Source organism: Marinobacter sp. CP1 (genome assembly GCF_001266795.1).
In the GTDB taxonomy this organism is placed as follows: Bacteria; Pseudomonadota; Gammaproteobacteria; order Pseudomonadales; family Oleiphilaceae; genus Marinobacter; species Marinobacter flavimaris.
The window spans coordinates 2,352,877-2,377,456 of sequence record NZ_CP011929.1 but is presented as its reverse complement, the minus strand read 5'-3'; the positions used below and the strand labels follow the sequence as shown (position 1 = coordinate 2,377,456).

Here is a 24,580-nt window from a genome sequence, read left to right as displayed (position 1 = left end):
CTCAGAGCAGGCGATTGATCTCCTTCCACAACCGGCGGTAGGCGTCGGCGGCCACCGAGCCGGGCGCCAGCAGTTCCACCGGCCTGCCCTCCTCACCCATCTTTTCCACCACGCTGGCGTTCGGAATGATGGTTTTCAGGCCTTTGGGTAAAATCTCATCCTGCGCGTTGATCAGCTCCCGGTGCAGCCCTTTGCGCCGGTCGGCCATGGAATAGAACGGGTGCAGCTTACCCGGCTTCAACTTCTTATCCTTGGCAAACTCCAGCAATTGCTTCCAGCTGTTGAGAGACAGCCAGGTGGGAATCACCGGCACGAACACCTCGTCTGCCGCCTTCAGCACCTGCTCGGAAAGCCTGGAAAGCGACGGCGGGCAATCCAGTACCACGAGACTGGTTTCTTCAGACAGCGGCGCCAGCCACTGTTTGATCAGGTTGCTGCCATCCTCCTGATCCAGCTTTACATCCAGGTTGCGGAAACTGGTGTGAGACGGGATGAAATCCAGGTTTTCATAGTCACTTTCGTGAATGAATTCGGCGATGGGCGTCTTGCCCTTGAGCAGCTGCGATAACTTGTGCCCTTTGATTTTGTCGGCCCCGGCCAGATACCAGCTGGAGGCGCCCTGGGGGTCAAGATCCCAGAGCAGTGTGGGATAGCCGGCCTGGCTGGCCAGATAGGCGATATTCACGGCGGCGGCGGTTTTGCCAACACCGCCCTTCAGACTGTAAAACGCAATGGTCCTCATCCTGTCAGATCCCTTAATCCAGGCATAAAAAAACCGGGGAAGTCCCCGGTTAAAGCATTCACACGATGCACAACACAATGCATGTCGTCCTGATGAGTTTTCAGGCTATGCTTTCCCGGTGACAGTTTGATGACAGCCTTCAGGCCATCCTCAAAATTCCCGCATCCTTACTGGCTTACTTTCTCCCAGACGGTCAGCTCGGAGAAGCTGTGCTGGAACTTGTTTCTCGTTTCCCTGATGACAAACGGCAGGCTCCAGGGTTCGAACAACAGCCGGAAATGGGGCGCCAACATCTCCTTGAGGCCGTCGAATGTCGAGAAATCTTCTCCGTTCTTCTTGAACCCGCCCACCCAGTGTTCCTTCGGCGTGTACTCTTCCAGCCAGGTATAGGGTGAGGCAATCACCAGAAGCCCGAGTTCGTTAATCCGCTCATGAATGGTCTCCAGAAACAGAGATGGCTGGTACAACCGGTCGATCAGGTTGCCTGCGAGTACCAGATCATACCCGGTGAACTGCGATGGCAGATCGCAGGCGTCGCCCTGATGAAAAGACACGCGCTCAGCGGCCTCCTCCAGCCCGAGGGACGCAAGAGACTGGTCCTGAAAGGTTACCAGCTCCCCCTCCTCCGGGCGCGCATAACGCACCCTTCTGTCGCGAGCGACTTCCTGGCATTTGTTGACGAACGCCCTGGAAAAATCAATGCCGTCCACGTGCCGGAAATGGCGGGCCAACTCAAGGCTGGTGCGGCCCACGGCACAACCAATATCCAGCGCACGATCCAGGGGCCTGCCATCCATCGCATGCATGGCAGCATCCGCCAGCGCCTTGGGGAAGTTGGCCTCTCCGTGCCACCGCTCGCCAAAGTGAAATTCCAGGTATTGGGCGAGTGTGGTGTCGTTTTCATAGTACTCGGCTTGCTGCAAGAGAATTCTCCTACCCTGAATGGTTCAACGGCTTCATCTAGCGTAACAGGAAGTTGCCAATACCCTGATCAATAACCGTCTCTTCCGAGCGATCCTTGAGAGGTACGCCGGAAACCTCCTGACGGCGAGCCTCCCTGAGCAAATACCCGAGCCGCCGGCTCGCCTCTTCGAACGACAACCCAGCCGGGCGGATATTGGATATGCAGTTTCGGCTGGCGTCAGTCAGTCCGGGCTCCGGCGCCCAGGTCAGGTAAAGCCCGAGGCTGTCTGGAGAACTCAGGCCGGGGCGCTCACCAATCAGCACCACAACACATCGGGCGTTAAGCCGGTTACCGACATCATCACCAATCGCAACCCGTCCCTGAGAGACAACGATCAGGGGCGCCAGTTCCCAGGTCTGATCATCGGCCTCAAGATTCGCCAGCAGCGCCTCGAGAAACCCCACGGCGTTTTCCTGTACGCCATAGGAGGACAAGCCGTCTGCGACCACGAGAGCCAGGTCGACCGGTGAATCACCGGTGTGGCCCTGGCGGTCCAGCGCCTCACAGGATTTCTGGCTGAGCCTGCGCCCGAGATCCGGGCGTTGCAGGTAGGTTATCCGGTCGCTGGCCTGACTTTGCAGATGAACCGGCTCATGGGGCAATAACGCTTTTCTCCGCTCGGTCAGTTCGGCCAGGTCCTTCATCAACGCTGAGGTATCCAGTGGCAGATGGACCGCATCCCTTGCCTGGGCATGGGCGAGCTGAAACGCCAGCATCTCATGCGTGGGCAGGCTGATACCGGCCCGGCCAAGACCAATCCGTGCATCGGTCCAGGCTGAGAGCCGGCGCCAGGGGTTGGCGATTACTGAGGGCTTTTGGCCAGTCATGATCCGACCCCTCCGGGCAAACTGGCCAGGCTTTTCCGGAAGGCTTCTGGTAACCCGTCTGCGGGCACCTTGCCCGCGCCATCCTGGAAAATCTGCATGCGGGTGAGCCACTGTTCGAATTCCGGCGCCGGCCGTTTGTCGAGCACCCGGCGAACGTAAAGGGCATCGTGAAACGAGGTGGTCTGATAGTTCAGCATGATGTCGTCGGAGCCGGGTATACCCATGATGAAGTTACAGCCGGCCACGCCCAATAAAGTCAGCAGGTTGTCCATGTCGTTCTGATCGGCCTCGGCATGATTGGTGTAGCAGATATCACACCCCATTGGCAGGCCCAGCAACTTGCCACAAAAATGGTCCTCCAGGCCGGCCCGCGTGATCTCCTTGCCGTCATACAGGTATTCCGGCCCGATAAACCCGACCACGGTATTCACCAGAAGCGGCTCGAATTTGCGGGCCACGGCGTACGCCCTGGCCTCGCAGGTCTGCTGATCGACACCGTGATGGGCATCGGCCGACAGCGAGCTGCCCTGGCCGGTTTCGAAATACATCACGTTCTTACCCACTGTGCCGCGGTTTAGAGACAGCGCTGCGTCCCGGGCCTCGGCAAGGGTGGCCAGATCAAATCCGAAACTCCTGTTCGTGGCTTCGGTGCCGCCAATGGACTGGAACACCAGATCCACCGGAGCCCGATTCTCGATGGCTTCCAGGGTATTGGTTACATGGGTCAGTACGCAGGACTGGGTGGGAATCTCGTACTTGCGGATCACCTCATCCATCAACTGCAGCAGCCGGACACTCTGGGCCACGTTGTCCGTGGCAGGATTGATTCCGATCACCGCATCGCCGCTGCCATACAGCAACCCGTCCAGGATGCTGGCGGCAATGCCTGTTATATCATCCGTGGGATGATTGGGCTGGAGCCGCGTCGACATCCGCCCCGGCAGGCCGACGGTGCTTCGGAAAGCGGTTTGCACCCGGCATTTCTGCGCGACCAGGATCAGGTCCTGGTTGCGCATGATCTTGCACACAGCCGCCGCCATCTCCGGAGTTATCCCGGCGCGGATGCGCACCAGCATCTCGGGCGTGGCCAGATCGCTCAGCAACCAGTTCCGGAAGTCGCCCACGGTCAGGTGGGAAACCGGCTCAAAGGCCCCGACATCGTGGTCGTCGAGAATCAACCGGGTAACCTCATCCTGCTCGTAGGGGACGAGGGCTTCAGTCAGAAAGGTCTTCAGGGGCAACTCGGCCAGAGCCATCTGGGCCACCACCCTTTCCTCGGCGGTATGGGCGATGACGCCGGCCAGCCGGTCACCTGAGCGCGCGGGCGTTGCCTTCGCCATTAACTCTGCCAGCGTTGCAAACTGCCATCGCCGGTTTCCCAGACTGTACCGATACATTGCCCTCTCCCTGAGGTTCAAACTCCTACTATCTTAGGTGAATATCACCCGGGCAGATCAATAGCACGGTTAGTTTTCGGTGGGCGACCCTGTTCTGAGCAATCCCGTGAGCCAGTCCGTCAGCTCGGGATAAGCGTCGAGATCGAGCACGAATTCCTGCCCCCTGGCAGCACAAGACAGATAGCACCAGGGCGGTTCCAGGCACCACCTGTCCGGCCTGGTGTGATAGCTCAGGGGAGGCCGTTTATCGCCGGGATAAAACCCGGCGGGCAGGCGCCACCGCGTGGGCAGGCGGCTCTGCGGGGCGGTCAGGACCAGGTCCTCGCGAAGCTTCGGAAACACGCCACTGCCGGACCAAACCTCTGCGCCGCCTGCCAATGGAAACGACAGTGAGGACGTGTAGAGCGTATTGCCTGGATCCGGCTCGCCGTGGAGGTGCGGATGATACCGGGCCCATGGCAGGGCATCCGGACCCAGTTCGTCAACAGTATGAACCTGGTCAATATGGAGCCAACCCCAAAGGGCATGGAACGGACGGGATCCGGGTACAAACCGCCAGCGCCGGTTATGCATTTCGGCGTGGCGAAAAACGCCGAAGAACAGAAACAGATCTCCCGGCTCAACTCCCTGATTGCGAAGGTGTCCCTGGGCTGAGCCAGTCTGACCCAGCAGAGGTCGCCAGCCTTCTCCACGGGGGTAGGCACCCGCTATCAGATCCGGATCCAGGTGGGCACCGTGACTACCCCGGATTCGGCCACCGGTGAGATCCCGGGCAATCTTGCCGAGCCTGCGTTTGTCGAAAACCACATCGTCATAGCGGATTCGGGACCGGGTATCAGGAATAGGCAAAACGCACAGCGAGCCATCCGGCAGGACCGGGCTGGGACATCCACCGGCAGAAGAATCAAATCCTTTTCGGCTGAGTATCAATCGCATGGCATTACTCGAAAAGCATGAAGGCTGAACGGGCGGTAAATGCTATCTTAGACAAAACAAAAATGCGCGAATGTCACTGACCGGAACCGCCAACACCATGAGAATTGTCTGCATCTCCGACACCCACAGCATGCACCGCCAGATCCAGGTTCCGGACGGCGACCTGCTGATTCACGCCGGGGATTCCCTCGGGGTTGGCACACTGGACGAACTCGAGGATCTGGACCAGTGGTTCTCGGAGCTGCCCCATACCAACAAGATACTGATTGCCGGAAACCACGACTGGTGTTTCCAGGACGAACCGGCAGAGGCCCGGGAACTGGTGCGTAACGCTCATTATTTGCAGGACAGCCCGTTGGAGCTTGCCGGCCTGAAGTTCTGGGGCAGCCCATGGACGCCAGTGTTCTTCAACTGGGCATTCAATCTGGAACGGGGCGATGCCATTGCCGAGCGCTGGGCCCGCATCCCCGGAGACACCGATGTCCTTATCACCCACGGGCCTCCCGCGGGTATTCTCGACCGAATCGAGTCTCCCTCTGGCATCGTGCGCCCTGGCTGTGAGGCCCTGGCCGAGCGAATCGCCAGACTGTCCCTGAAACTCCATATCTTTGGCCATATTCACGAAGGCCACGGCGAAGAACAGATTGGCGATTGCCTGTGCGTAAACGCCAGCACCTGTAACGGCAGTTTCAAACCGCTGAACCCGCCGATTGTGATCGATCTGTAGCACCGTTCGCGGCTTATCTTGAAACAGGCGCCGGCAGACACCATGTTTTCTATCTCTCGAATTCCACTTTTACTGCGGGAGCTCCATGCCTGACTGTCCTGATTACTCGCTGCTCGAACTGGCCTCCGTCCGCGAAGGCGACTCGGTAGGCACCACGCTTGCCAACAGCGTGGCCTATGCCCAACGGGCCGAGAAACTCGGTTTCAAGCGCTTCTGGCTGGCCGAGCATCACAACATGGAAGGCATCAGCAGCTCCGCGACGTCTGTCCTGATCGGACACATCGCAGGCAAAACGAAGTCTATTCGGGTCGGTTCCGGTGGTGTCATGCTGCCCAACCACCCGCCACTGGTCATTGCCGAGCAATTCGGAACACTCGAGAGTCTGTACCCGGGGCGGATTGACCTTGGACTGGGCCGCGCGCCGGGCACTGACCCGGTGACCGCGCGGGCCCTGAGGCGCGACGGCCTGGGTGCTGAACAGTTTCCTGAGGATGTCGCCCGGCTTCAGTCCCTGCTTGGCCCCCTGCAGCCAGGGCAGCCCGTGAGGGCCATTCCCGGCGCGGGCACCAATGTGCCGCTCTGGCTGCTGGGATCAAGCCTTTACAGCGCCCAGCTGGCCGCCATGCGCGGTCTGCCCTATGCCTTCGCCGGACATTTCGCACCCCGGCTCTACAGGGAAGCGCTCAGAGTCTACCGCGACAACTTCCAGCCCTCGGAAACGCTTGAACAGCCCTATGCCATGCTTGCCCTGCCAGCCGTTCCGGCCGATTCCGTTCAGGAGGCAGAGTTTCTGGCTACCACCAGCTATCAGCGCATTCTCGCCCTCTTCCGCGGACAACCGCTGTGGATGAAACCGCCTGTAAACAGCATGGACGGGCTCTGGAACGCGGGCGAGAAAGCCAGTGTGAAGGATTTTCTGGGTCTGCAACTGCTTGGCGATGCCGAAACCATCGGGAGACAGCTGCGACACATTCTCTCGGACATTGAGGTCGAGGAACTGATGTTCACGGTGGATATCTACGACCCAGAGACGCGCCGGCATGCGCTCGACATCCTGGCCCAAACCAGAAATGCCGGGCTGGCATTGTCCTAAAGCACAGATTCCACCGCGTCGATCAGCTCCGGATCCTGTGGGCGCACCCGGCTCGGAAAGGAGTCGACGACCGTGCCGGAACGATCAATCACATACTTGGTGAAGTTCCAGCGCGGGGGTTGGCTCTGCTCATTGATGGCCCGGAACACCGGGTTGGCCTCGGCTCCGGTCACCGCTCCTGGTGCGATCATGGTGAAGGTCACTCCGAAGTTCTTGAAACAGACGGTGGCCGCCTCGGCTTCGGAATCTGCCTCCTGCCGGAAATCGTCGCTGGCGAAGCCGACCACAACCAGCCCTTTCTCCGAATACTGTTTGTGCAGGGCCTCGAGCCCCTCGAACTGCCCTGTGTATCCGCAACGGCTGGCGGTGTTGACCACCAGCATGGGTTTGCCAGCCGCGAGATCACACAGGTTTACCGTGTCTGTTGAGTGAAGCTTGCGTTGTTCATGATCGAGAAACGCCGGACAACTGTCCGCCATGGCTACCTGCGCTCCTGATAGACCGAAAATCAAAGCGGTGATTATCAGACCTCGTTTTACCTGTTTCATGGATCCGGATTCCCTGTTCAACTAAGTTTCATTTATACGCCGCAACCGGACCGATGGCTCAGCCAGCACGGTGGACAGAGCAGGCCCTGCTGCTCATCATTCAGGTGATTAAAGCGTTCAGCACCGGAGCAACATTCATCATGACAGACACCCCGATCCACGTCTTCCTTTCCCACGGCCTGGAGAGCGGCCCTGGCAGCACCAAGATCCAGGCCATGAAAGCCGAGTCGGAAACCTTTCCGGGCATTCAGGCCCACGCGATTGATCACAGCAGCACCCGGGATCCAGCGACACGGCTGGCCCAGATGCGCGAGGCAATGGCTGAATGCAATGCCAAGCCGGAAAACACCATCCTTGCCGGTTCGAGCATGGGGGGCTGGGTCTGCGCCCAGACATCCTCGGAAACGCCTGTTCTGGGATGCTTCATGCTGGCGCCAGCCCTGGCGATGGCCCGGTATCCCCAATCCAGCCCGCTGATCCAGGCGGACCACCGTCAGATCATTCATGGTTGGGATGACGACGTGGTACCGGTAGCGCCGGTGCTTGATCTGGCCCGTGATCAGGGCCTTCCGATTCTGGTCCTGCCGGATGGGCACCGACTGGAAAACAGTCTTGATCGGGTCGTCAGTGAGTTCCGCGAATTCCTTCAAACCTGCCTTTCAGATATGAATCGACCGTGATTTCATGAACTTGCGAAACGATCAAAACCATCTCTGCTGAAACGATTGTTTTGGCCATTTTCTTGCGAAAACCACTTTGTTTTGCCAGTCTTTATTAATGTAACAATAAATTTCAGCAAAAAAACGAACGGAGAAAACCCGATGAGCAGCATGAGTAAGTTCAAGAAACTGGCCGGAATTTCAGCGTTCGCATTCGCTGCGATGACCATGGCGAACTCTGTAAACGCCGCTAACTGGCGCTATGCGCACGAAGAGTACGAAGGCGACGTTCAGGACGTATTCGCCTACAAGTTCAAGGAATACATTGAGGATAACTCTGACCACACCCTGCAGGTATACCGTTTCGGCGAGCTGGGTGAGTCTGACGACATCATGGAGCAAACCCAGGCAGGTATTCTGAACTTTGTTAACCAGTCGCCCGGCTTTACAGGCTCGCTGATTCCGGAAGCGCAGATCTTCTTTATTCCTTACCTGATGCCGACCGACATGGATACGGTGATCGAATTCTTCCGCACCAGTAAAGCCATCAATGAAGACTTCCCGGAGCTTTACGCAGAGAAGGGTCTGGAGCTTCTCAAGATGTATCCGGAAGGGGAAATGGTTGTAACGGTTGATGAGCCGGTCACCCAGCCCGAGGACTTCAACAACAAGAAGATCCGGGTCATGACCAACCCGCTTCTGTCAGAAACCTATTCTGCCTTCGGCGCGACACCGACCCCGCTGCCCTGGGGTGAAGTCTATGGTGCGCTGCAGACCAACATGATCCAGGGGCAGGAAAACCCGATCTTCTGGATCGAGTCCGGCGGTCTTTATGAAGTGTCCCCGAACCTGGTCTTCACCAAGCACGGCTGGTTCACCACTGCCATGATGGCCAACCAGGATTTCTATAATGGCCTGTCTGACGCCGACAAGAAACTGGTTCAGGACGCTGCAGACTTTGCCTTTGAAGAAATCATTGTGCACATCGACGGTCTGGCAGACGAAGCCCTGGCCAAGATCCAGAAAGCCAGCGATGAAGTCACCGTCACCCGTCTGAACGACGAACAGATCGAAGCCTTCAAGGCCCGTGCGCCCCAGGTGGAAGAGAAGTTCATCGAAATGACTGGCGACAGTGGCAAAGAACTGCTGAACCAGTTCAAAGCAGACCTGGAAGCAGTTCAGAACAACTAAGACTAGTGGAACCACTCCCGCCGGCTCCGGCCGGCGGGCAGCTTTGCTAACCCCGCCCCGCCGGGGATTCCCTACCGGCAGGGAGCGACATGCTCTGGAGCAGACCCCATGTCCGAGAATTCCCCGGATCTTGAAGACGACACCGGCACCTACGAGTCCGGCCTGCCCGGTTTTCTGGGGACGATTGATGAAATCATTGCCAAGGTCGAGGCGTTCATGCTGGCCGCTGGCGTCATCCTGATGGCAATCAATACCTGTGTGAACGTCATTGCGCGGTATGTATTCGGTGAAGGCCTCTTTTTCTCAGGTGAAATCAACCGGATCCTGATTATACTCATTACCTTTGCAGGCATCGGTTATGCAGCCCGTCACGGCAGGCACATCCGGATGTCCGCAATCTACGACGCACTGCCAGTCAAGGGCCGCAAGGTTTTGATGATCATCATCGCCCTGTTCACGTCTCTTGTGATGTTCTTTCTTTGCTACCACTCGTTCGGATACATCGAAACCCTTTACAGTCGTGGGCGAATTCTGCCCGCCCTGGGCTTTGAGATCTGGTGGATTTACATCTGGGTCCCGATCGGTTTTGCCATTACAGGTATTCAGTACCTCCTGACGGCCATAAAGAACTTCACCAGCAAAGATGTTTATCTTTCCACTGGGGTTGTCGACGGCTACGCGGACACAGAATCGGAAGTATGAACCCTGCAGCTGACGTTAAGGAAGGATAGGAAATCATGGCAACTATAATGATGTTGATCATGATCGGGTTGCTGCTGCTGGGCTTCCCGATGATGGTACCGCTGATCACAGGTGCGGTGGTCGGTTTTGTAATGATGTTTGATGGCTTCGGCCAGATGGGCACCTTCGTCCAGCAGATGATGGGCGGTATCCGGCCCGCCTCGCTGATTGCGGTCCCAATGTTCATTCTGGCAGCGGACATCATGACCCGCGGTCAATCCGCTGACCGGCTGATCAACATGGTCATGGCGTTCATCGGCCACGTAAAAGGCGGCCTTGCCATCAGCACCGCCACGTCCTGCACGCTTTTTGGTGCCGTGTCCGGATCGACCCAGGCTACGGTGGTAGCCGTTGGTTCGCCTCTGCGGCCCAAATTGCTCAAAGCGGGCTATTCAGACTCGTTTTCGCTGGCACTGATCATCAATTCCAGTGACATTGCCTTTTTGATACCCCCGAGTATTGGCTTCATCATCTACGGGGTTATCTCCGAGACGTCCATTGCCGAGCTGTTCATTGCCGGTATCGGGCCAGGCTTGATGATTCTGGTCATGTTTTCCATCTACTGCCTGATTTATGCTCGCGTCAACAACCTCCCGACCGAGGAGAAGTCCACCTGGCGCCAGCGGGTCATATCCATGCGCGAGGCTCTATGGCCGCTGTTTTTCCCAGTTATTATCGTCGGCGGGATCTACGGGGGTATCTTCAGCCCGACAGAAGCGGCGGCCGTTTGCGTGCTCTACGCCTTCCTGCTGGAATTCGTAGTGTTCCGCTCACTCAAGCTTGCTGACATCTATCGTATTGCAAAGTCCACCGGCCTGATCACTGCTGTCGTCTTTATTCTTGTAGCCGTGGGCACCGGCTTCTCCTGGATCATTTCCTTTGCCCAGATTCCCCAGGCCATTCTGGACGCAGTCGGAATTAGCGATATGGGCCCCGTTGGCGTGCTGATTACCATCTGTATCGCTTTCTTTATTGCCTGCATGTTCGTTGACCCGATCGTGGTGATTCTGGTGCTGACGCCGATCTTTGCACCGGCTATCGAAGCTTCTGGCATCGACCCGGTTCTGGTGGGCGTGCTGATTACCCTTCAGGTAGCCATCGGCTCGGCAACGCCACCGTTCGGCTGTGATATTTTCACCGCCATAGCGATATTCAAGCGCCCTTATCTCGAGGTTATTCGCGGCACGCCGCCATTCGTAATCATGCTGATATCCGCTGCCGGGTTACTGATTGCGTTCCCGCAAATTGCGTTGTTCCTGCGCGACCTGGCCTTCAGGTGATCTGATCATCCTGAAGAGTGAATACAAAGGAGTACGACATGTTCAAACGGATTCTGGTGGCGGTAGACGGCTCGATGACCTCGTTCGAGGCCTTGAGCAAGGCTATTGAGCTACAAGAACTGACTGATGCGGAGATCTACCTGCTGTGTGTGTACAAGCATCACAGCCTGTTTGAGGCATCTCTGTCGATCGGACGACCGGCTGAAATGGACATCCCGGATAAAGTGCTTTCGGAATATGCCAAGGATGTGGTCAATCACGCGAAACAACTGGCGGCGGAACGCGGCGGCAAAAATGTCCGCGGCTTCGTCAAAGCCGGTAAACCCTCAAAAGTCATTGTAGAGTTTGCCAAAGAAAAAGGTGCGGACCTGATCGTCATCGGCACCAAGGGTACGCACAGTGACAAAGATGGCCTGTTTCTGGGCAGTGTTTCACACCGGGTTGCATCTCACGCCAAATGCCCGGTTCTGGTGGTGTGACCGTTCAACCAGAGACTTCGACCCGATTACGACCGGCTGACTTGGCGCGATAGAGCGCCTTGTCTGCCAGGGTCAGAAGCTGCAACGGCTTCGCACAGCTGGTTTGCCTTGTCCCTGGCGGCTTCCGATGTTGCCCCCGGCATGACCACCACAAACTCCTCACCGCCATACCGGCAAACAATATCACTCTCCCGGAACTGGTTCTGGAGGATGCCTGCAACTATCTTCAGGGCGTTGTCCCCGGCTTCGTGGCCGTGGGTATCATTAAATCTCTTGAAGTGGTCAATATCGACAATCAGCAGACTGGCCTGGCTTTCCGAGACCAGCATCGGGGCGGAAGCCAGGGTAAACAGCGAGATACCTGCAAAGGTTTTCTTTTCTGTTTGCGGCAGCGCAAAAATGATGGCCAGCAATGCGATCAACGTGGCAAAGCCTGCGATCACCAGAGCTTCGAGGGAATTCTTGAGGATGTATAACACCAGATCCGGGTGGTCCATGATGGAGACTTCACCCCACAGACCGATATCCGTCTAGTTGGAGAAGATCCGGAAGTACACCGGTTTGCCTTCGTAATTCTCGGGCAGCACGATTTCATGCCAGGGCCTGCCTTCGAAGCGGCCACGCCCGTCAGCGTTGAACTCTCCGTACTGGTAGATTTTTTCACCCTCGAGCCAGACCTGAACAATGAGATCGACACTGAAGATGTAGAGGACGGGCTCCTGCCACTCGCCGGTTGGCAGGGTGACCCGGAACCAGACGTTTTCACGTCCTTCACGGCCGGGTGGATTGGAGGGGAAACCAATGCTGTTCCATTTTTCGGGTGCATCCTGCAACACCCACTTCGGGATACCATCGTTGGTGAAAGGTGAGTCACCCCAGCGGTATTCCCAACCCTGAGTTTTGTAACGATTAGCCCAGATTATAGCCCAGTCCCTGCGAAATCCGGAGCCCTCTGTCAGGGCATCCGACCGGTGCGCTCAAGACGGTTCGTCACCATACGATGATAAAGCCGGCTGAGCAGGGGCCGGATCACCGGCAGGCTGATAATCCATGCCAGAGGTTTGAGCAACGGCACGCGCGACATCAGCAGGATGTAGGCATCCAGCTCACTGTGGATATGGCCGTTCTGGTCCTCCACGTGCAGCTCCTTGAGCGCCATATCCGGGTCGATACCCCGGGCTTTCAGTTCTTCATCCCGACCCGTAATATCCACCCACTCAACCTGATCGGCAGCCCGGCCCGCCAGGCGTTCGTACTGGCGCCGGTCCCGCCGACAGCTGGGGCAGGCTCCATCGTAGAAAACACGAAGGGTATTGCCGCTCTCTGTCATTGCGGCCTCACCACCCATTCCGGGTCCTCAAACTCACCAATGGGTTTGATATCCACAAACGGCGCAGCACTGCGAATGATAGCGGCCACCTCAGGGTTATGCTGCCCTTCCATGGCATCCCGCTGTTCCTTGCTCTCCCAGGAGGCGATGGCAATCAGGGTGTTGGGGTCGCCAATCTTGCGGTGCAGCTCTGTACCCCGGGCTCCGGGCGCCTGCTGGATAATTTCGCTCGCTCTTACCCAGGCATCCGCGTATTCCTCCGCCGTGTGGCCTTCCCGGATATGCACTTCGAAAATAAACTTCATGAGACCTCCCGGCGACTGCCAGTCCAATCCGGTCGCGTTATCCCGTGATTGCGGCGAACACCGTTAACGTGAGGAGCGGCCCATCACCAGCAGCGCCAATAGCGCAGAGCCCACCATCAGCAACAGTGCCACCGCATTGAGCACGGGCGTCGACCCTTCCCGAAGGCGATTGAACAGGGCCACCGTCAACGGTGTATCACTACCTGTCAGCATAACGGTGGTATTGAAGTTTTCAAATGACATCAGGAAGGCCATGGCGGCGGCTCCGAAAATAGACGGCAAAAGCCAGGGCAGAGTCACGGTAAACCAGGCCACCAAAGGCGTGGCGCCCAGATTCAGGGCGGCTTCTTCCAGCTGGGGGTCGAACTTGCGCAGGCGGGCGGGAATCACCAGCGGCAGCAGCATGAGCAGGTACAGGACTTCCTTGCCCCGAAACTGTACCCGTTCAAACAACACGGCATTAACACACCCCAGGGCACAACGATTTCGCGCAGCACCGTGCCGTGGCCGCCACCCAGGTCGTAGCCGGCTTCGACCAGGTTCTCATCCATGCCATCGAGGGTTGTCACCAGTGGCACCGCCATGAACAGAAGGCCGTTGTACACCAGGCCGATGATGACCGCAACGTCGTTGTGGAGCATTTCCACCGGACCATCGACCCAGCCCAGTGCCTGTAGCCAGGGACTGAACAGGCCGCTTTCACGCAGCAGAATCATCCAACCGTAAGTACGCACCAACTCACTGGCCCAGAACGGAATCAGGCAGGCCAGAAACAGAATGCCTTTCGAACAGCCTCTGGCAAGACGGGCAATGTACCAGGCAATGGTGTCCCAGCTTTCCCGGACCTGGAACGATACCCGGAGCATCTGGAGATGGGGCAAGATCACCAGCAATACGATCCAGAGCAGGAACGGAGTGAGCAGCAACCAGAGGGATAATCGACTGACCGACGACCTCACAGACTCTCGGCTCCAAAAACCCTGGCCAGGGCCGGATTCCAGGCCAGCCGGATTGAACTGTCGGCAGACAGCCTGGGTGCCGAGCCATCCTGAGGCAGGCGGGCGTATACCGGTTGCCCACAGTTCTCTGCCTCGACCCGGCTGTTGGCCCCATCGAACAGGGTGGTGCGCACTTTCGCCTGCATCGATGAGAAGCCGGCACTGAGCGCATCCCCAGACAGCACCAGGGATTCGGGCCGGATATACAGTTCGGCCCGATGGCCGGTTCGAAGATTGTCCGATGCCACCCTGCCCTGAACCAGCACACCATCATCCAGACGGATTTCGGCCAGATCAAACCCCGCCCCGCCTGTGGCGCGGAGCTTGGAAATCATGTCTTCATTGTTGGAGAGGGTCACCTGTACATCGATGCCGGTCTCCTCCTCAAACTGGGCGACCACATCATCCGGGGCGTAGCCACCTCAGGTGATCAGGCGCAGATCTTCGGCCAGCGTGGTGCCGGAAAAACTGGCGGTGGCAAGGGCTGCAGACAGCAAAAAAAAGCACGGTTCAGTGTCGAACGAGAGGGCATGATCATAACGTGTCCTTACTGGTGGCAATTCCAGAAGTTTGCTAACCATTTGTTATCAGGAAGTAATAGACCATGTATTGCAGTTTTGTGAAACCCGGCGCAAAAAAACGGAGGCCGCAGCCTCCGTTTTCAGTGGTGCCATGAAGTATCGACGCGCTCAACGCCCGGACTTCAACATCTCCCAGTACTTGGCATAGACCTGCAGGGCGTCGTCACCGATGTCGGTCTGGAACTCGGCATTGATCATGTCGGTGGCGTTCGGATAGCTTGCCCGGTTATTCGCAACTTCGTCCGGCAACAGGTCCCTCGCCGCCAGATTTGGTGTCGCATAACCAATCTCCTCGCTGATCAGGGCGGAGATTTCAGGCTGCAGTACGAAACTGATGAACTGGTGGGCCGCTTCCGGATTCTTGGCGTTCTTCGGAATCACGAAGCTGTCCAACCAGGCAATGATGCCTTCTTCCGGATACACGTATTCCAGCGACTCCATGGTGTCCTTGCCCATCACGGCTTCGCCGTTCCAGATCATGCCAACATCGGTCTCGCCCTCCAGATACGGCATGCGGGGCGCATCGGAATTGAAAGTACGAACCGAGGGCATCAGCTCGGAAAGCTTTTCATAGGCCGCCTCGATCTCCTCCGGGTCGGTACTGTTACCGGAGTAACCCAGTACCCGCAGACCAACATGGAAAACCTCCCGCATGTCGTTGGTGAGCATCACGCGCCCCTCGAAACGGTCTTCCCACAGGTCTTCCCAGGCGGTGACAGGCTCCCCTTCGATGTCTGCGGTGTCCACGGCCAGCCCTGTGGTACCCCAGAGGTAGGGCACGGAGAATTTGTTCGCCGGATCGATATCCAGGTTCACCAGCTCGGGATCCAGATTATCAAACCCTTCGATCTTGCTGCGATCGATCGGCATCAGCAGGTCTTCCTGGCGCATCTTGCTGACGTAGTAGGTAGACGGCACCGCCAGGTCATAGGCTGCGCTGTCATCCAGCAGCTTCAGACGGGCATACATGGCCTCGTTACTGTCGTAGGTCGTGTAGACCACCTGAATGCCCGTTTCCTCGGTAAAACGGTCGAGGACTTCCTGAGGCATGTATTCGGACCAGTTATAGAGGTTGAGAACCCGGGGATCCTCGGAACTGCACCCCGTCAATCCCACTGCCAGCAAGCCGGCCAGTGCCAGTTTCTTCATCGTTTGCTCCTTACCAGAATCCATTGAGACAACATCAGCATAACCAGTGAAAACACCAGCAACAGTGTGCCCAGGGCATTCACCTCGGGTTTCAGGCCCACACGCACCATGGAATAGATGCGCAGGGGCAGAATTTCATAGCTCGGGCCACTGACAAACGTACTGACCACCACATCATCGAGAGACAGTGTAAACCCTAGCAGCCAGCCTGCCAGTAACGCCGGCATGATCACCGGGATCAGCACGGTGCGGGTCATCGTAAAATCAGAAGCGCCCAGATCCCGGGCGGCCTCGGGCAGGCTCTCGTCGAAACCACTCAACCGGGCCATGACCGTGATCACCACAAACGGGAGGCAGAAGGTGACGTGAGCCAGTAGCAGCGATACATAGCCGAGCTGCAATCCCACCAACAGGAACAGGGCCAGCAACGAAATAGCCAGGACAATCTCCGGCGACATCATCACCACAAACAGCATGCCGTTGAGCAGCTTCTTGCCCCGGAACCGGTACCGGTGCAGGGCCAGGGCCGTCAGGGCACCGATAACCGTGGACACCGTGGCGGCAGACAGCGCCAGCCAGAGGGAATTCCACATGGCATTGACCATGGCCCGGTTATTGAAAAGCGCCTCGTACCAGCGCAGGCTGAGCCCGCCCCAGGCATAACCGGTTCGGGATTCATTGAACGAGAACACCACCAGCACCACGATGGGCACATAGAGAAGGATGTAGACCAGAGTCAGATAGGTTCGGGGCAGCCACCGTGTCATCAGGCACCCTCCTCGCCAATTCGCCGCTTACTCAGGCGATGGGCGAACATGAGGAACGCCATGGTCACGGTAAGCACGATGCTGGCGGCAGCCCCGAAAGGCCAGTTGCGGGCATCGAGGAACTGGTTCTTGATCACGTTGCCTACCAGCAGGTTTCTTGAACCGCCCAGAATATCCGGAACGAAGAACAGGCCCATGGCCGGCAGCAAGACCAGCATCACGCCGGCCAGCACTCCGGGCAATGTGAGCGGAACTATTACGTGCACAAAGGTGGAAAGCCGACCCGCGCCCAGATCATGAGAAGCCAGCAGCAGCTCCTGCTTCAGATCCTCAAACACCGAATACAGTGGCAGGATCATGAACGGCAACAGCAGATACACCAGGCCAATGATCACTGCGCCCTCGGTGTAAAGCAGCTGCAGCGGCTCATCGATAAGCCCGACCGACATCAAGGCGCTGTTCAGCAGCCCATTGGTGGCGAGGATCAGCTTCAGTGCGTATGTGCGCACCAGAGAGTTGGTCCAGAACGGCACGATCAGAAGGAAGATCAGGACCAGCTGACGTTGCTTGCCCACTTTGGACAGGGCCCAGGCAAACGGATAGCCAATCAGCAAACACACCAGCGTGGTCATCGCCGCCATGTACAGGGAATGCAGGAAGACGTCCAGATACAGGGGATCAAACAGCTGGCGATAGGCATCCAGATTCAGGGGCAGAGACAGGAACGAGACCGGGTCACGGGTCATGACACTGGCGCCTACCACCAGCAGATTCGGCGCCAGTACCAGGAACAGGAGCCAGCCCCAGACCAGAATCAGGACAGCGTTTTTGAACGGCTGCTGCATAATGCTATGCATCGGCCGGCAGTTCCTCTTCGCTCCTCTGGCTGGCTTCTTCTGGAAGCAGCCATTCCCAACCATCAACCCAGCTGACTTTTACGGGCTCTCCAAGCCGGTAATCAAACGCCGGGTCATCTTCATCAAAGAATTCACTGGCCAGAACTTCGGTGCCATCGGCGAGATGGATGACCGAATCCAGCGTGCTGCCCTTGTAATTGCGCTCGACAATCTTGCCTGCGACGCCGTTCTCGTCGTCAGGGTCGAGAACCCGGATATCTTCCGGTCGAAGCAAAACGTGCAGGCGCTGGCTTTCGCGAACCGGGAAATCCGGACGGCGCAGGGTTCGTTTGAGGCCGAAGACATCCACGGTAATGGAACCGTTCTGAACCGACTCAACGGTGCCCGGAAAAAAGTTCGTCTCACCCACAAACCGCGCGGTGAAGAGATTCGCCGGTCGCTCATAGACTTCCCGGGGCGTTCCCAATTGCTGAACGAGGCCATCCTTGAGCACCACCACCCGATCCGACATCGACAGCGCCTCTTCCTGATCGTGGGTCACAAAGACAAAGGTGATGCCGAGCTCCCGCTGCAGGCGCTTCAGCTCCACCTGCATGGTGCGACGCAGTTTGTAATCGAGGGCCGAAAGGGGTTCATCCAGCAGCAGCAGGCGTGGGCGTTTGACCACCGCGCGGGCAATGGCGACCCTCTGCTGCTGTCCGCCGGACAACTGATGGGGCTTGCGCCGGGCAAAATCCTGCAACTGCACCATGGCCAGGGCTTCATCGACACGCTGGCGAATCTCGTCCTTGGGACGTTTTTCCATCTTCAGGCCGTAGGCCACGTTGTCGAACACTGACATGTGGGGGAACAGCGCGTAGTGCTGGAAAACGGTATTCAGCGGCCGGTTTTCCGGGGCGGTGTGAGTGAGATTTTCTCCCGCCAGGGTAATGGTGCCCTCGTCAGGATGCTCAAAGCCCGCCATCAGGCGCAGCAGCGTAGTCTTACCGCAGCCGGAAGGCCCCAACAGGGTAATGAACTCGCCGTCGTAGATCTCAAGATCCAGACCGTCGAGCACCGTTTTGCCACCGAATTGCTTGGAAAGATTGCTCAGGGATAGCAGTGTCTGTTTCATCGGCGCTGCCCAAAGAATGAGCGGCCTATTTTTCCAGAAACCGACGCAAACAAAAAGGGGCGCCGGGGTATTACAGCCCCGGCGCCCCTTTGACTGACAAAGCCCTCAAGCCTTCGACGGGCTCTCAGGTATTGTCAGGCTTCAGTCTTCAGCCACACTATTCAGATAGGCCTTGTCGGAAATGTTGGTCCACTGACGAACCTGCTTGAGGTAGTCACGCTGTGAATCGATAATTTCTTTCGCAAGCGGATCCTTCTCAGCGGCTTCGGCCAGCAAACGGTTAGTGGTGCTGCGCAGGGCATCAATGACTTCCGGCGGGAATACCTTGTGAGTTACATCCGGGTAGTCTTCTTTCATGCGATCCCAGGCCACGCCACTCTGGTGGGTGCTCTGGATGTACATGTCATAGGCAGCGGTGCGCATGGCAACCCGCAGGATCTCCTGAAGATCCTTTGGCAGCTCTTCCCAGGTCTTCTTGTTGATCAGGAACTGAACTTCCGCGCCCGGCTCCTGCCAGCCCGAATAGTAGTACTTGGCGATCTGGTGGAAACCCATCTGGAAATCCAGGGCAGGACCGACCCATTCAACGGCATCCACGGTGCCACGCTCGAGTGCGGTGTACAGCTCACCCGGCGGCAGGTTGGTCACGGCAACACCCAATTCCGACATAACCTCGCCAGCGAACCCCGGGGTGCGCATCTTCAGGCCCTGAAGATCCTCAAGTGAATTGATCTCCTCGCGGAACCAGCCACCCATCTGGTTACCGGTATTACCACCCGGGAAGGACAGCATGCCATAGGGTTCATACACCTTCTGCATCAGCTCCATGCCCTCACCGTGGTAGAACCAGGCGTACATCTCGGGCGCGATCAGCCCGAACGGAATGGTGGTGAAGTACATAGCGTTCGGGATTGAGCCCTTGTAGTAATAGGACGCGGTATGGCCCATGTCGTACTGGCCATTGCGCACCAGATCAAAAATCCCGAAAGGCGCCTTGTGCTTGTTGGACGGATCTATGCGAATCTGCAAGCGGCCGTCTGACATGGTTTCTGCCATGTCCGCCATATGCTGAACTGTCTCTCCCAGTACCGGAGAGTTGGGCCCCCAGGTTTGCGCAAGGCGCAAGGTATAGTTTTCCTCGGCCACCGAGGACACGCTGAACGCAGTAGCCGCAGCGGCCACGGCCGCAAGCAGTGTTTTCCGGATTGTCATTGTGTTGGCTTCCATTATTGTTGGTATGAAAACAGGTATTTCTTTCGCGTGACCATCATAGCTTCCTCATGGTGTTCCGCCAATCGGCAGAACACCCTGAGCCGCGCTCAGACTTTGAACTGCCCTACCAGATCCCGCAAGCTCTCACCCAGACGCGCCAGTTCATGACTGGCCTCGTTGGTTTGGGTTACGCCGGTATCGCTACGCTGGGCAGCGTCGACAATGCGGACCACGTTCTGATTGACCTCTTCAGCCACCTGGCTTTGTTGCTCTGAGGCGGTTGCGATCTGGGTTACCTGATCATGAATCTTGCCAATCGAGGTCTCGATGGTTCGCAGCGCGCTGGTTGCATGATTGATCCTTTCGACCGTTTCCGTTGAACGGTTGCGTGATTTGTTCATCCGCTCCACCGATGCCTTGGATTCAGTCACAAAGCCGTCAATCATGGTACGAATCTGATCAGCGGACTCGGCGCTGCGTTTTGCAAGCTGGCGTACTTCATCAGCAACCACCGAGAAGCCTCGGCCATGCTCACCAGCCCGTGCAGCTTCGATGGCCGCATTGAGAGCCAGCAGGTTGGTCTGTTCGGTCACCGCGTGGATGACGTCCAGTACCTGCTGGATCTCATCGGATTTTTCCGCAAGGGCGTTGATACTGCGGGCCGTGTCCTCGATCTCCTCGGACAGCTTGTTCACCGCGCCCTGGGCACTGCTAATGGTTTCACCACCCTCACGGGCCATGCGGTCGGCGTCCGAGGCCGAGCTCTCAACCTCATTGGCATTGCCGGAAATCTGCTGGATGGTCGCGGCCATTTCATTGATCGCAGAGGCAATCTGGTCAGTCTCTGAGCCCTGTTCCTGAACCGAGGCCCGGGTTTCATTCGCGACCCGGCTGAGCTCTTCCGCCGCGGACGCCACCTGATCCGTGGTGGCGCCAACTTCTCGCATGGTGTCCTGAATCTTCACAACAAAGGCATTGAAACGACGACCGAGCTCGGCCAGCTCGTCGGTACCCTCATCCGGCAACCGCTGGCGGAGATCGCCCTCACCATCAGCAATTTCCTGCATCATGTTGCTGACGTTCTTCAGCGGCCGGGTCACGCTACGGCCAACGAATACGCCGATCACCAAAGCAATTACGACAACCACAACCGTCACCAGGAGGATAAAGCCCAAGGCCTCCGCCATACCCGCTTCAATGTCCTCGCGAGCAGCAGCGACCTGCCGGTCAATATCGGTAATGTAGACACCAGCACCGATCATCCAGTCCCAGTCCGGGATAAGGGTGGAATAGGACATCTTGGGTTCTTCATTGCCGGAGGCAGGGTTCATCCAGTCATAGCCGTAGAAGCCCTCACCGCGGGCAGCGGCGAACAGATCGGCCACCAACCCCCTGACAACCGGATTCTTGGTCGGTCCTTCTTTGGAAGGGTCCGGGGCATAGGCCAGGTTGTATACATCCCTGGTATAGGCGAACACGTAGTTCGTCTCATCAAAACGGATCGAGCGCAGGCGCGCCGCTGCCGCCTCCTTCGCTTCCGCCTCCGTCATCGATGGGTCATTCTTGGCCTCCAGAACCACGGCCTCTGCGGCATCAATGAGATTCTGTAAACCAGCCTTCCGTGCTTCGAGGAGGCTGTTCTCAAGACGCTTGAGCTCATCTTCACCATTGGCCTGAATCTGACTGGCGGTGATCCACGCCAATGTTGCCGCCGTAACGAGTACCGGCACAAGTACTGCCACCAGCAAGCGCGAGCGTATTTTCACTTTACTCAAGACATTCATTTTTCCGAACTCTCCAGGGAATTTCCGTTGGTGAGGATTATCCACGGACCACTTGGCGTGATCTGTTCCAGTTTGTTAAGGCAGGTTTCAGCAGGCGCACTGATTCGCCGAGCCGCCTGCCATCGGACAAACCTTCCACCATTATTTTCAGCTAGGTACAGTAACGGCAGTAACCCGATTGTCTTGAGCGGGAATCAGACTGAAGGACCACTACGAAGGTAGGCCAATGAAGCACCTGTTTCTGGTACGCCACGCCAAGTCCAGCTGGGCCGATGAAACACTTTCTGACCGGGAACGCCCCCTCAGTGCTCGGGGCGTCAGCCAATTGGCCCCATTGGGAAATGCCCTGAAATCTGTCGGCGCGTTCGAAGGCGAGGTTTACAGCAGCAACGCCAGGCGGGCCGTCGCGACACTTCAATGCATACTGCCCGACACAGTCGCAGCCGAGAGCTGCCATACCCTGAGCGAGCTATATACCTTCGACTATCGGCGACTACTCGCATGGCTCGAAGAGCAGGCAGACGCCCCACAGATTACCCTGGTCGGCCACAACCCGGCGTTACTGGAACTGGCCCAGTCCCTACTGAAGCACCCCCCGGGACAGCTACCCACCGCCAGCGTTATTCACATCCGGCTTTCGATCAAACACTGGCGCCAGATTGGTCGCGGCAAGGGCAAACTGGTGACTCTGATAACGCCAAAGGATTACAGCTACGCCCACTTCGAACGAAAGCTTAAAAAGAGAGCCAGAACCGCGGGGGACGATCCTGCAAGCGACATTCCCAAGGCCCTTCACCATCAACTTGATCGGCTAAGGCAACTGGAACGGGGCGTCGCCCTTGGCCTGGATGACGAATTTCTGCACCAGTACCGGATTGCGATTCGACGCAGCCGGGCCATCGCCGAATCGGTTCAGGACGTGACTGGTGACAAGTCGCTGGCCAAGGGGGTTAAAACCCTGAAGCGCCATGCAAGGGCAACGGGCCCACTGCGCGACCTTCACGTGTTTCTTCAGGACCTGCCGGAACTTTGCGCAGATGACGCGGAAATTCGGGCAGCCTTGCAGATCTGGTTCGAGCGCGAAGCCGCCAGCCATCATAAAAAGCTGGCAAAGCGACTGAAAAGCAAGCGCTACCAGGACAGCCTGGAACACTGGCGCAATCTGATTGATTCGCGAAAGTTTCAGAAATTGGCCGCAACACTCCGGCCGAAAGACATCCGAAGGGCCGTGGAACGTCGTATCAAGGAGTTCAATAAACGCACTGCCGAGCTGATGCATACTTCACCGGATGAAGATATCCATCGGCTGCGCAAGCAACTCAAACGAATCCGTTACCTGATGGAACTGGATGCAAAAACCTGGAAGCGCAACCTGAAAACGTTAAAGGAGCGGCAAGAGCTCTATGGCCGGTTCCAGGATCTGCACGTTCAGATTTTGCTTCTCGACCAGTTCCGCCAGGCGGCGCCAGAGGTACTGCCAGCCGCGCTCAATGGAATCGTGGAAACGCTGGGAAACCACAAAGCGAACGCCCGGAAACAGATTCTGACCCTTGGAGGACTCGATGGAGCCCCGTTATGACACCCTGTTTTACGACGGACAATGCCCACTTTGCGCCAAAGAGATCCGCACCCTGCGCAAACTCCAGCGTGGCAATCTGATCTTTGCAGACATCCATGAACAGCGCGACGGCAGCGCCAACCTGCCAAGTCACGAAGCTCTGCTCAGACGCCTGCACCTGATGACCTGGACCGGCGAATGGGTCATCGGCCTGCCCGCAAATGTTCGCGCCTGGTCCCACACGCCCTTTGGTTTTCTGTTCAAACCCCTGCTGTGGCCAGGTATCTTCCAGATTGCCTCGCGCATCTACGGGAAATGGGCAGACAAACGCTATGAGCGCAAATACGCCTGCGCCATCGGAGATAACGAAACCGCTTAATCATGCATGTACGGGGTGTCGCCTGGCGCCCCAAACCCTTATCCTGAGGTATAACCTTATTCCATCAGTATGAGGAGCTTAACCATGAAAACTGCCCATGATCTGGTAGAAGCCGCCAGGAAAGAGATTCAGGAAGTACCTCTTGATCAGGCGGAAGACGCCATCAAGAACGCTGACTTACTCCTCGATGTGCGTGATGCGGATGAGTACCGGGCCGGCCACATACCCGGCGCGGTCAACATTTCCCGTGGTTTGCTGGAGTTCAAGTTCACCAATGATCCGGCGTTCGAGAGCCGCAACATGAACATCGTGTGTTACTGCAAGACATCCGGGCGCGCTGCGCTGAGTGCCAAAGCCCTGAAAGAAATGGGCTACATGCACGTGCAGTCCATCGCCGGAGGATTCGATGCCTGGCAGGAAGCCAACAAACCCGTTGCCAAACCCGAACTGCCGTCCTTCGAGTAACGGGCGTTTACAGGCAGCAGGCCTTGTGCTTTCGGCCACTCCCGCAGGGGCAGGGTTCGTTGCGACCGGGCTTCAACTGGCCCTCGCTGGTGTCACCACGAAGGTAATACCAGCGGCCCTGCTCACGGACAAAATCGGAGTTTTCTTCGAGAAACCCCCAGCCCTTGCCCAGGCGGTAGACCGCACGAAAAAGCACCGTGCCACGATCGCCGGACTGGTTGGTGTCCAGGATCTGCAAGGAGGTCCAGTCTGGTGAGTCTTCCAGGCTAAGCGTCTCTGGCCGTGAACTCTCGTGCCAGGTGGCCCTCAGATAATCCGGCAGCTTCAGAACGAAGGCCGCATACCGGGATCGCATCAGCGCTTCCGGATTAGACGCTGCTTCGCCCTGATGGAGAGGCTGGCAGCATTCGCTGTAGGATTTACCGCTTCCGCAGGGGCAGTTTCGATTTTCAGTCTGTAGAATCATCGGGCTTCGATCGTTTCGGCTATGCTCGTAA

General features: G+C 57.5%; 31 protein-coding genes. 10 read left to right on the top strand and 21 right to left on the bottom strand.

What is annotated here, in order from left to right:
• Position 1 precedes the first annotated feature (1 nt).
• From ACP86_RS10975 to ACP86_RS22860, 5 genes are all read right to left on the bottom strand, one after another.
• Entirely contained in the window at positions 2-742 is a 741-nt protein-coding gene (locus tag ACP86_RS10975; RefSeq protein ID WP_053113811.1) for a ParA family protein, read from the bottom strand.
• A 167-nt stretch (positions 743-909) separates the two neighbouring features.
• Entirely contained in the window at positions 910-1,665 is a 756-nt protein-coding gene (locus tag ACP86_RS10970) for a putative 4-mercaptohistidine N1-methyltransferase (RefSeq protein ID WP_014579194.1), read from the bottom strand.
• A gap of 37 nt (positions 1,666-1,702) precedes the next feature.
• Positions 1,703-2,533 (bottom strand): ethanolamine ammonia-lyase subunit EutC, encoded by an 831-nt coding sequence (eutC, locus tag ACP86_RS10965; protein ID WP_053113810.1) that lies wholly within the window; start codon positions 2,531-2,533, stop codon positions 1,703-1,705.
• Positions 2,530-3,930 (bottom strand): ethanolamine ammonia-lyase subunit EutB, encoded by a 1,401-nt coding sequence (locus ACP86_RS10960; RefSeq protein ID WP_053113809.1) that lies wholly within the window; start codon positions 3,928-3,930, stop codon positions 2,530-2,532. The genes eutC and ACP86_RS10960 overlap by 4 nt, the downstream gene beginning before the upstream one ends.
• Positions 3,931-3,999: 69 nt before the next feature.
• Entirely contained in the window at positions 4,000-4,866 is an 867-nt protein-coding gene (locus ACP86_RS22860) for a hypothetical protein (RefSeq protein WP_039882166.1), read from the bottom strand.
• Positions 4,867-4,936: 70 nt separating this feature from the next.
• On the opposite strand from ACP86_RS22860, the gene ACP86_RS10950 reads away from it, so the two are divergent.
• Both ACP86_RS10950 and ACP86_RS10945 read left to right on the top strand, forming a co-directional pair.
• Entirely contained in the window at positions 4,937-5,593 is a 657-nt protein-coding gene (locus ACP86_RS10950) for a metallophosphatase domain-containing protein (protein WP_008177220.1), read from the top strand.
• An 85-nt stretch (positions 5,594-5,678) separates the two neighbouring features.
• A complete protein-coding gene (locus ACP86_RS10945) occupies positions 5,679-6,686 on the top strand; it encodes an LLM class flavin-dependent oxidoreductase (RefSeq protein WP_008177218.1) in 1,008 nt (335 codons plus the stop codon).
• Here ACP86_RS10945 and ACP86_RS10940 read toward each other — a convergent pair.
• Positions 6,683-7,234, bottom strand: a complete 552-nt coding sequence (locus ACP86_RS10940) for a glutathione peroxidase (protein ID WP_053113807.1) — start codon at positions 7,232-7,234, stop codon at positions 6,683-6,685. The two genes, ACP86_RS10945 and ACP86_RS10940, sit on opposite strands and share 4 nt — an antisense overlap.
• A 53-nt stretch (positions 7,235-7,287) precedes the next feature.
• Here ACP86_RS10940 and ACP86_RS10935 point away from each other — a divergent pair, with 53 nt between their 5' ends.
• The 5 genes from ACP86_RS10935 to ACP86_RS10915 all read left to right on the top strand — a co-directional run bounded on the left by ACP86_RS10935 (position 7,288) and on the right by ACP86_RS10915 (position 11,584).
• Positions 7,288-7,914 carry a YqiA/YcfP family alpha/beta fold hydrolase gene (locus tag ACP86_RS10935; RefSeq protein WP_014579187.1) on the top strand — a complete coding sequence of 209 codons (627 nt, stop codon included), beginning with the start codon at positions 7,288-7,290 and terminating at the stop codon, positions 7,912-7,914.
• A 141-nt stretch (positions 7,915-8,055) separates the two neighbouring features.
• On the top strand, positions 8,056-9,084 hold the full coding sequence (dctP, locus tag ACP86_RS10930) for a TRAP transporter substrate-binding protein DctP (protein WP_053113805.1): 1,029 nt from the start codon (positions 8,056-8,058) through the stop codon (positions 9,082-9,084).
• A gap of 108 nt (positions 9,085-9,192) precedes the next feature.
• The gene (locus tag ACP86_RS10925; RefSeq protein ID WP_008177210.1) at positions 9,193-9,786 is read left to right on the top strand and encodes a TRAP transporter small permease; all 594 of its coding nucleotides are present in this window, start codon (positions 9,193-9,195) and stop codon (positions 9,784-9,786) included.
• Positions 9,787-9,821: 35 nt separating this feature from the next.
• The gene (locus ACP86_RS10920) at positions 9,822-11,105 is read left to right on the top strand and encodes a TRAP transporter large permease (protein ID WP_053113803.1); all 1,284 of its coding nucleotides are present in this window, start codon (positions 9,822-9,824) and stop codon (positions 11,103-11,105) included.
• A gap of 38 nt (positions 11,106-11,143) precedes the next feature.
• A complete protein-coding gene (locus ACP86_RS10915) occupies positions 11,144-11,584 on the top strand; it encodes a universal stress protein (protein ID WP_053113801.1) in 441 nt (146 codons plus the stop codon).
• Between the two features lie 26 nt (positions 11,585-11,610).
• Here the strand turns inward: ACP86_RS10915 and ACP86_RS23215 are convergent, their stop codons facing one another.
• From ACP86_RS23215 to ACP86_RS10850, 14 genes are all read right to left on the bottom strand, one after another.
• Positions 11,611-12,081 carry a GGDEF domain-containing protein gene (locus ACP86_RS23215; protein WP_053113800.1) on the bottom strand — a complete coding sequence of 157 codons (471 nt, stop codon included), beginning with the start codon at positions 12,079-12,081 and terminating at the stop codon, positions 11,611-11,613.
• Between the two features lie 33 nt (positions 12,082-12,114).
• Positions 12,115-12,417 carry a hypothetical protein gene (locus ACP86_RS23210; protein WP_053113798.1) on the bottom strand — a complete coding sequence of 101 codons (303 nt, stop codon included), beginning with the start codon at positions 12,415-12,417 and terminating at the stop codon, positions 12,115-12,117.
• A gap of 122 nt (positions 12,418-12,539) precedes the next feature.
• Positions 12,540-12,932: a thiol-disulfide oxidoreductase DCC family protein gene (locus ACP86_RS10900; protein ID WP_227507868.1), complete on the bottom strand. Its 393-nt coding sequence runs from the start codon at positions 12,930-12,932 to the stop codon at positions 12,540-12,542.
• The gene (locus ACP86_RS10895) at positions 12,911-13,219 is read right to left on the bottom strand and encodes an antibiotic biosynthesis monooxygenase family protein (RefSeq protein ID WP_053113794.1); all 309 of its coding nucleotides are present in this window, start codon (positions 13,217-13,219) and stop codon (positions 12,911-12,913) included. The genes ACP86_RS10900 and ACP86_RS10895 overlap by 22 nt, the downstream gene beginning before the upstream one ends.
• Before the next feature lie 63 nt (positions 13,220-13,282).
• Positions 13,283-13,624, bottom strand: coding sequence for an ABC transporter permease (locus ACP86_RS10890; RefSeq protein WP_227507867.1), 342 nt, complete (start codon positions 13,622-13,624; stop codon positions 13,283-13,285).
• Positions 13,606-14,178 carry an ABC transporter permease gene (locus ACP86_RS10885; protein WP_227507866.1) on the bottom strand — a complete coding sequence of 191 codons (573 nt, stop codon included), beginning with the start codon at positions 14,176-14,178 and terminating at the stop codon, positions 13,606-13,608. Before ACP86_RS10885 ends, ACP86_RS10890 begins: the two co-directional genes overlap by 19 nt.
• Positions 14,175-14,618, bottom strand: a complete 444-nt coding sequence (locus ACP86_RS10880) for a TOBE domain-containing protein (protein WP_053113792.1) — start codon at positions 14,616-14,618, stop codon at positions 14,175-14,177. The genes ACP86_RS10885 and ACP86_RS10880 overlap by 4 nt, the downstream gene beginning before the upstream one ends.
• 21 nt (positions 14,619-14,639) lie before the next feature.
• Entirely contained in the window at positions 14,640-14,798 is a 159-nt protein-coding gene (locus ACP86_RS23205) for a hypothetical protein (RefSeq protein WP_162490507.1), read from the bottom strand.
• Between the two features lie 108 nt (positions 14,799-14,906).
• The gene (locus ACP86_RS10875; protein ID WP_053113790.1) at positions 14,907-15,947 is read right to left on the bottom strand and encodes an extracellular solute-binding protein; all 1,041 of its coding nucleotides are present in this window, start codon (positions 15,945-15,947) and stop codon (positions 14,907-14,909) included.
• Positions 15,944-16,714 carry a spermidine/putrescine ABC transporter permease PotC gene (gene potC / locus ACP86_RS10870; protein ID WP_053113787.1) on the bottom strand — a complete coding sequence of 257 codons (771 nt, stop codon included), beginning with the start codon at positions 16,712-16,714 and terminating at the stop codon, positions 15,944-15,946. Before potC ends, ACP86_RS10875 begins: the two co-directional genes overlap by 4 nt.
• The gene (potB, locus tag ACP86_RS10865; protein ID WP_053113782.1) at positions 16,714-17,571 is read right to left on the bottom strand and encodes a spermidine/putrescine ABC transporter permease PotB; all 858 of its coding nucleotides are present in this window, start codon (positions 17,569-17,571) and stop codon (positions 16,714-16,716) included. The genes potC and potB overlap by 1 nt, the downstream gene beginning before the upstream one ends.
• Positions 17,564-18,685 carry a spermidine/putrescine ABC transporter ATP-binding protein PotA gene (gene potA / locus ACP86_RS10860; RefSeq protein WP_053113780.1) on the bottom strand — a complete coding sequence of 374 codons (1,122 nt, stop codon included), beginning with the start codon at positions 18,683-18,685 and terminating at the stop codon, positions 17,564-17,566. Before potA ends, potB begins: the two co-directional genes overlap by 8 nt.
• A gap of 141 nt (positions 18,686-18,826) precedes the next feature.
• Positions 18,827-19,897, bottom strand: coding sequence for a TRAP transporter substrate-binding protein (locus ACP86_RS10855; protein WP_176443100.1), 1,071 nt, complete (start codon positions 19,895-19,897; stop codon positions 18,827-18,829).
• A 107-nt stretch (positions 19,898-20,004) separates the two neighbouring features.
• Positions 20,005-21,681 (bottom strand): methyl-accepting chemotaxis protein, encoded by a 1,677-nt coding sequence (locus tag ACP86_RS10850; protein ID WP_053113776.1) that lies wholly within the window; start codon positions 21,679-21,681, stop codon positions 20,005-20,007.
• A 226-nt stretch (positions 21,682-21,907) separates the two neighbouring features.
• On the opposite strand from ACP86_RS10850, the gene ACP86_RS10845 reads away from it, so the two are divergent.
• The 3 genes from ACP86_RS10845 (at position 21,908) to ACP86_RS10835 (ending at position 24,083) form a co-directional block, all read left to right on the top strand.
• Positions 21,908-23,260 carry a CHAD domain-containing protein gene (locus ACP86_RS10845; RefSeq protein WP_053113774.1) on the top strand — a complete coding sequence of 451 codons (1,353 nt, stop codon included), beginning with the start codon at positions 21,908-21,910 and terminating at the stop codon, positions 23,258-23,260.
• A complete protein-coding gene (locus ACP86_RS10840) occupies positions 23,244-23,618 on the top strand; it encodes a thiol-disulfide oxidoreductase DCC family protein (RefSeq protein ID WP_008177187.1) in 375 nt (124 codons plus the stop codon). The genes ACP86_RS10845 and ACP86_RS10840 overlap by 17 nt, the downstream gene beginning before the upstream one ends.
• Positions 23,619-23,702: 84 nt before the next feature.
• On the top strand, positions 23,703-24,083 hold the full coding sequence (locus tag ACP86_RS10835; protein WP_053113772.1) for a rhodanese-like domain-containing protein: 381 nt from the start codon (positions 23,703-23,705) through the stop codon (positions 24,081-24,083).
• Positions 24,084-24,090: 7 nt separating this feature from the next.
• Here ACP86_RS10835 and ACP86_RS10830 read toward each other — a convergent pair whose 3' ends face one another.
• Positions 24,091-24,549, bottom strand: coding sequence for a YchJ family protein (locus tag ACP86_RS10830; RefSeq protein WP_075267631.1), 459 nt, complete (start codon positions 24,547-24,549; stop codon positions 24,091-24,093).
• Between the last annotated feature and the right edge of the window lie 31 nt (positions 24,550-24,580).

What these genes read in the sequence shown, in the direction of transcription:
- ACP86_RS10975 (WP_053113811.1), bottom strand. Translation starts at nt 742, where the DNA reads ATGAGGACCATTGCGTTTTACAGTCTGAAGGGCGGTGTTGGCAAAACC.
- eutC (WP_053113810.1), bottom strand. Translation starts at nt 2,533, where the DNA reads ATGACTGGCCAAAAGCCCTCAGTAATCGCCAACCCCTGGCGCCGGCTC.
- ACP86_RS10960 (WP_053113809.1), bottom strand. Translation starts at nt 3,930, where the DNA reads ATGTATCGGTACAGTCTGGGAAACCGGCGATGGCAGTTTGCAACGCTG.
- ACP86_RS22860 (WP_039882166.1), bottom strand. Translation starts at nt 4,866, where the DNA reads ATGCGATTGATACTCAGCCGAAAAGGATTTGATTCTTCTGCCGGTGGA.
- ACP86_RS10950 (WP_008177220.1), top strand. Translation starts at nt 4,937, where the DNA reads ATGTCACTGACCGGAACCGCCAACACCATGAGAATTGTCTGCATCTCC.
- ACP86_RS10945 (WP_008177218.1), top strand. Translation starts at nt 5,679, where the DNA reads ATGCCTGACTGTCCTGATTACTCGCTGCTCGAACTGGCCTCCGTCCGC.
- ACP86_RS10940 (WP_053113807.1), bottom strand. Translation starts at nt 7,234, where the DNA reads ATGAAACAGGTAAAACGAGGTCTGATAATCACCGCTTTGATTTTCGGT.
- ACP86_RS10935 (WP_014579187.1), top strand. Translation starts at nt 7,288, where the DNA reads ATGGCTCAGCCAGCACGGTGGACAGAGCAGGCCCTGCTGCTCATCATT.
- dctP (WP_053113805.1), top strand. Translation starts at nt 8,056, where the DNA reads ATGAGCAGCATGAGTAAGTTCAAGAAACTGGCCGGAATTTCAGCGTTC.
- ACP86_RS10925 (WP_008177210.1), top strand. Translation starts at nt 9,193, where the DNA reads ATGTCCGAGAATTCCCCGGATCTTGAAGACGACACCGGCACCTACGAG.
- ACP86_RS10920 (WP_053113803.1), top strand. Translation starts at nt 9,822, where the DNA reads ATGGCAACTATAATGATGTTGATCATGATCGGGTTGCTGCTGCTGGGC.
- ACP86_RS10915 (WP_053113801.1), top strand. Translation starts at nt 11,144, where the DNA reads ATGTTCAAACGGATTCTGGTGGCGGTAGACGGCTCGATGACCTCGTTC.
- ACP86_RS23215 (WP_053113800.1), bottom strand. Translation starts at nt 12,081, where the DNA reads ATGGACCACCCGGATCTGGTGTTATACATCCTCAAGAATTCCCTCGAA.
- ACP86_RS10900 (WP_227507868.1), bottom strand. Translation starts at nt 12,932, where the DNA reads ATGGGTGGTGAGGCCGCAATGACAGAGAGCGGCAATACCCTTCGTGTT.
- ACP86_RS10895 (WP_053113794.1), bottom strand. Translation starts at nt 13,219, where the DNA reads ATGAAGTTTATTTTCGAAGTGCATATCCGGGAAGGCCACACGGCGGAG.
- ACP86_RS10890 (WP_227507867.1), bottom strand. Translation starts at nt 13,624, where the DNA reads ATGCTGCTGCCGCTGGTGATTCCCGCCCGCCTGCGCAAGTTCGACCCC.
- ACP86_RS23205 (WP_162490507.1), bottom strand. Translation starts at nt 14,798, where the DNA reads ATGGTTAGCAAACTTCTGGAATTGCCACCAGTAAGGACACGTTATGAT.
- ACP86_RS10875 (WP_053113790.1), bottom strand. Translation starts at nt 15,947, where the DNA reads ATGAAGAAACTGGCACTGGCCGGCTTGCTGGCAGTGGGATTGACGGGG.
- potC (WP_053113787.1), bottom strand. Translation starts at nt 16,714, where the DNA reads ATGACACGGTGGCTGCCCCGAACCTATCTGACTCTGGTCTACATCCTT.
- potB (WP_053113782.1), bottom strand. Translation starts at nt 17,571, where the DNA reads ATGCATAGCATTATGCAGCAGCCGTTCAAAAACGCTGTCCTGATTCTG.
- potA (WP_053113780.1), bottom strand. Translation starts at nt 18,685, where the DNA reads ATGAAACAGACACTGCTATCCCTGAGCAATCTTTCCAAGCAATTCGGT.
- ACP86_RS10855 (WP_176443100.1), bottom strand. Translation starts at nt 19,897, where the DNA reads ATGACAATCCGGAAAACACTGCTTGCGGCCGTGGCCGCTGCGGCTACT.
- ACP86_RS10850 (WP_053113776.1), bottom strand. Translation starts at nt 21,681, where the DNA reads ATGAATGTCTTGAGTAAAGTGAAAATACGCTCGCGCTTGCTGGTGGCA.
- ACP86_RS10845 (WP_053113774.1), top strand. Translation starts at nt 21,908, where the DNA reads ATGAAGCACCTGTTTCTGGTACGCCACGCCAAGTCCAGCTGGGCCGAT.
- ACP86_RS10840 (WP_008177187.1), top strand. Translation starts at nt 23,244, where the DNA reads ATGGAGCCCCGTTATGACACCCTGTTTTACGACGGACAATGCCCACTT.
- ACP86_RS10835 (WP_053113772.1), top strand. Translation starts at nt 23,703, where the DNA reads ATGAAAACTGCCCATGATCTGGTAGAAGCCGCCAGGAAAGAGATTCAG.
- ACP86_RS10830 (WP_075267631.1), bottom strand. Translation starts at nt 24,549, where the DNA reads ATGATTCTACAGACTGAAAATCGAAACTGCCCCTGCGGAAGCGGTAAA.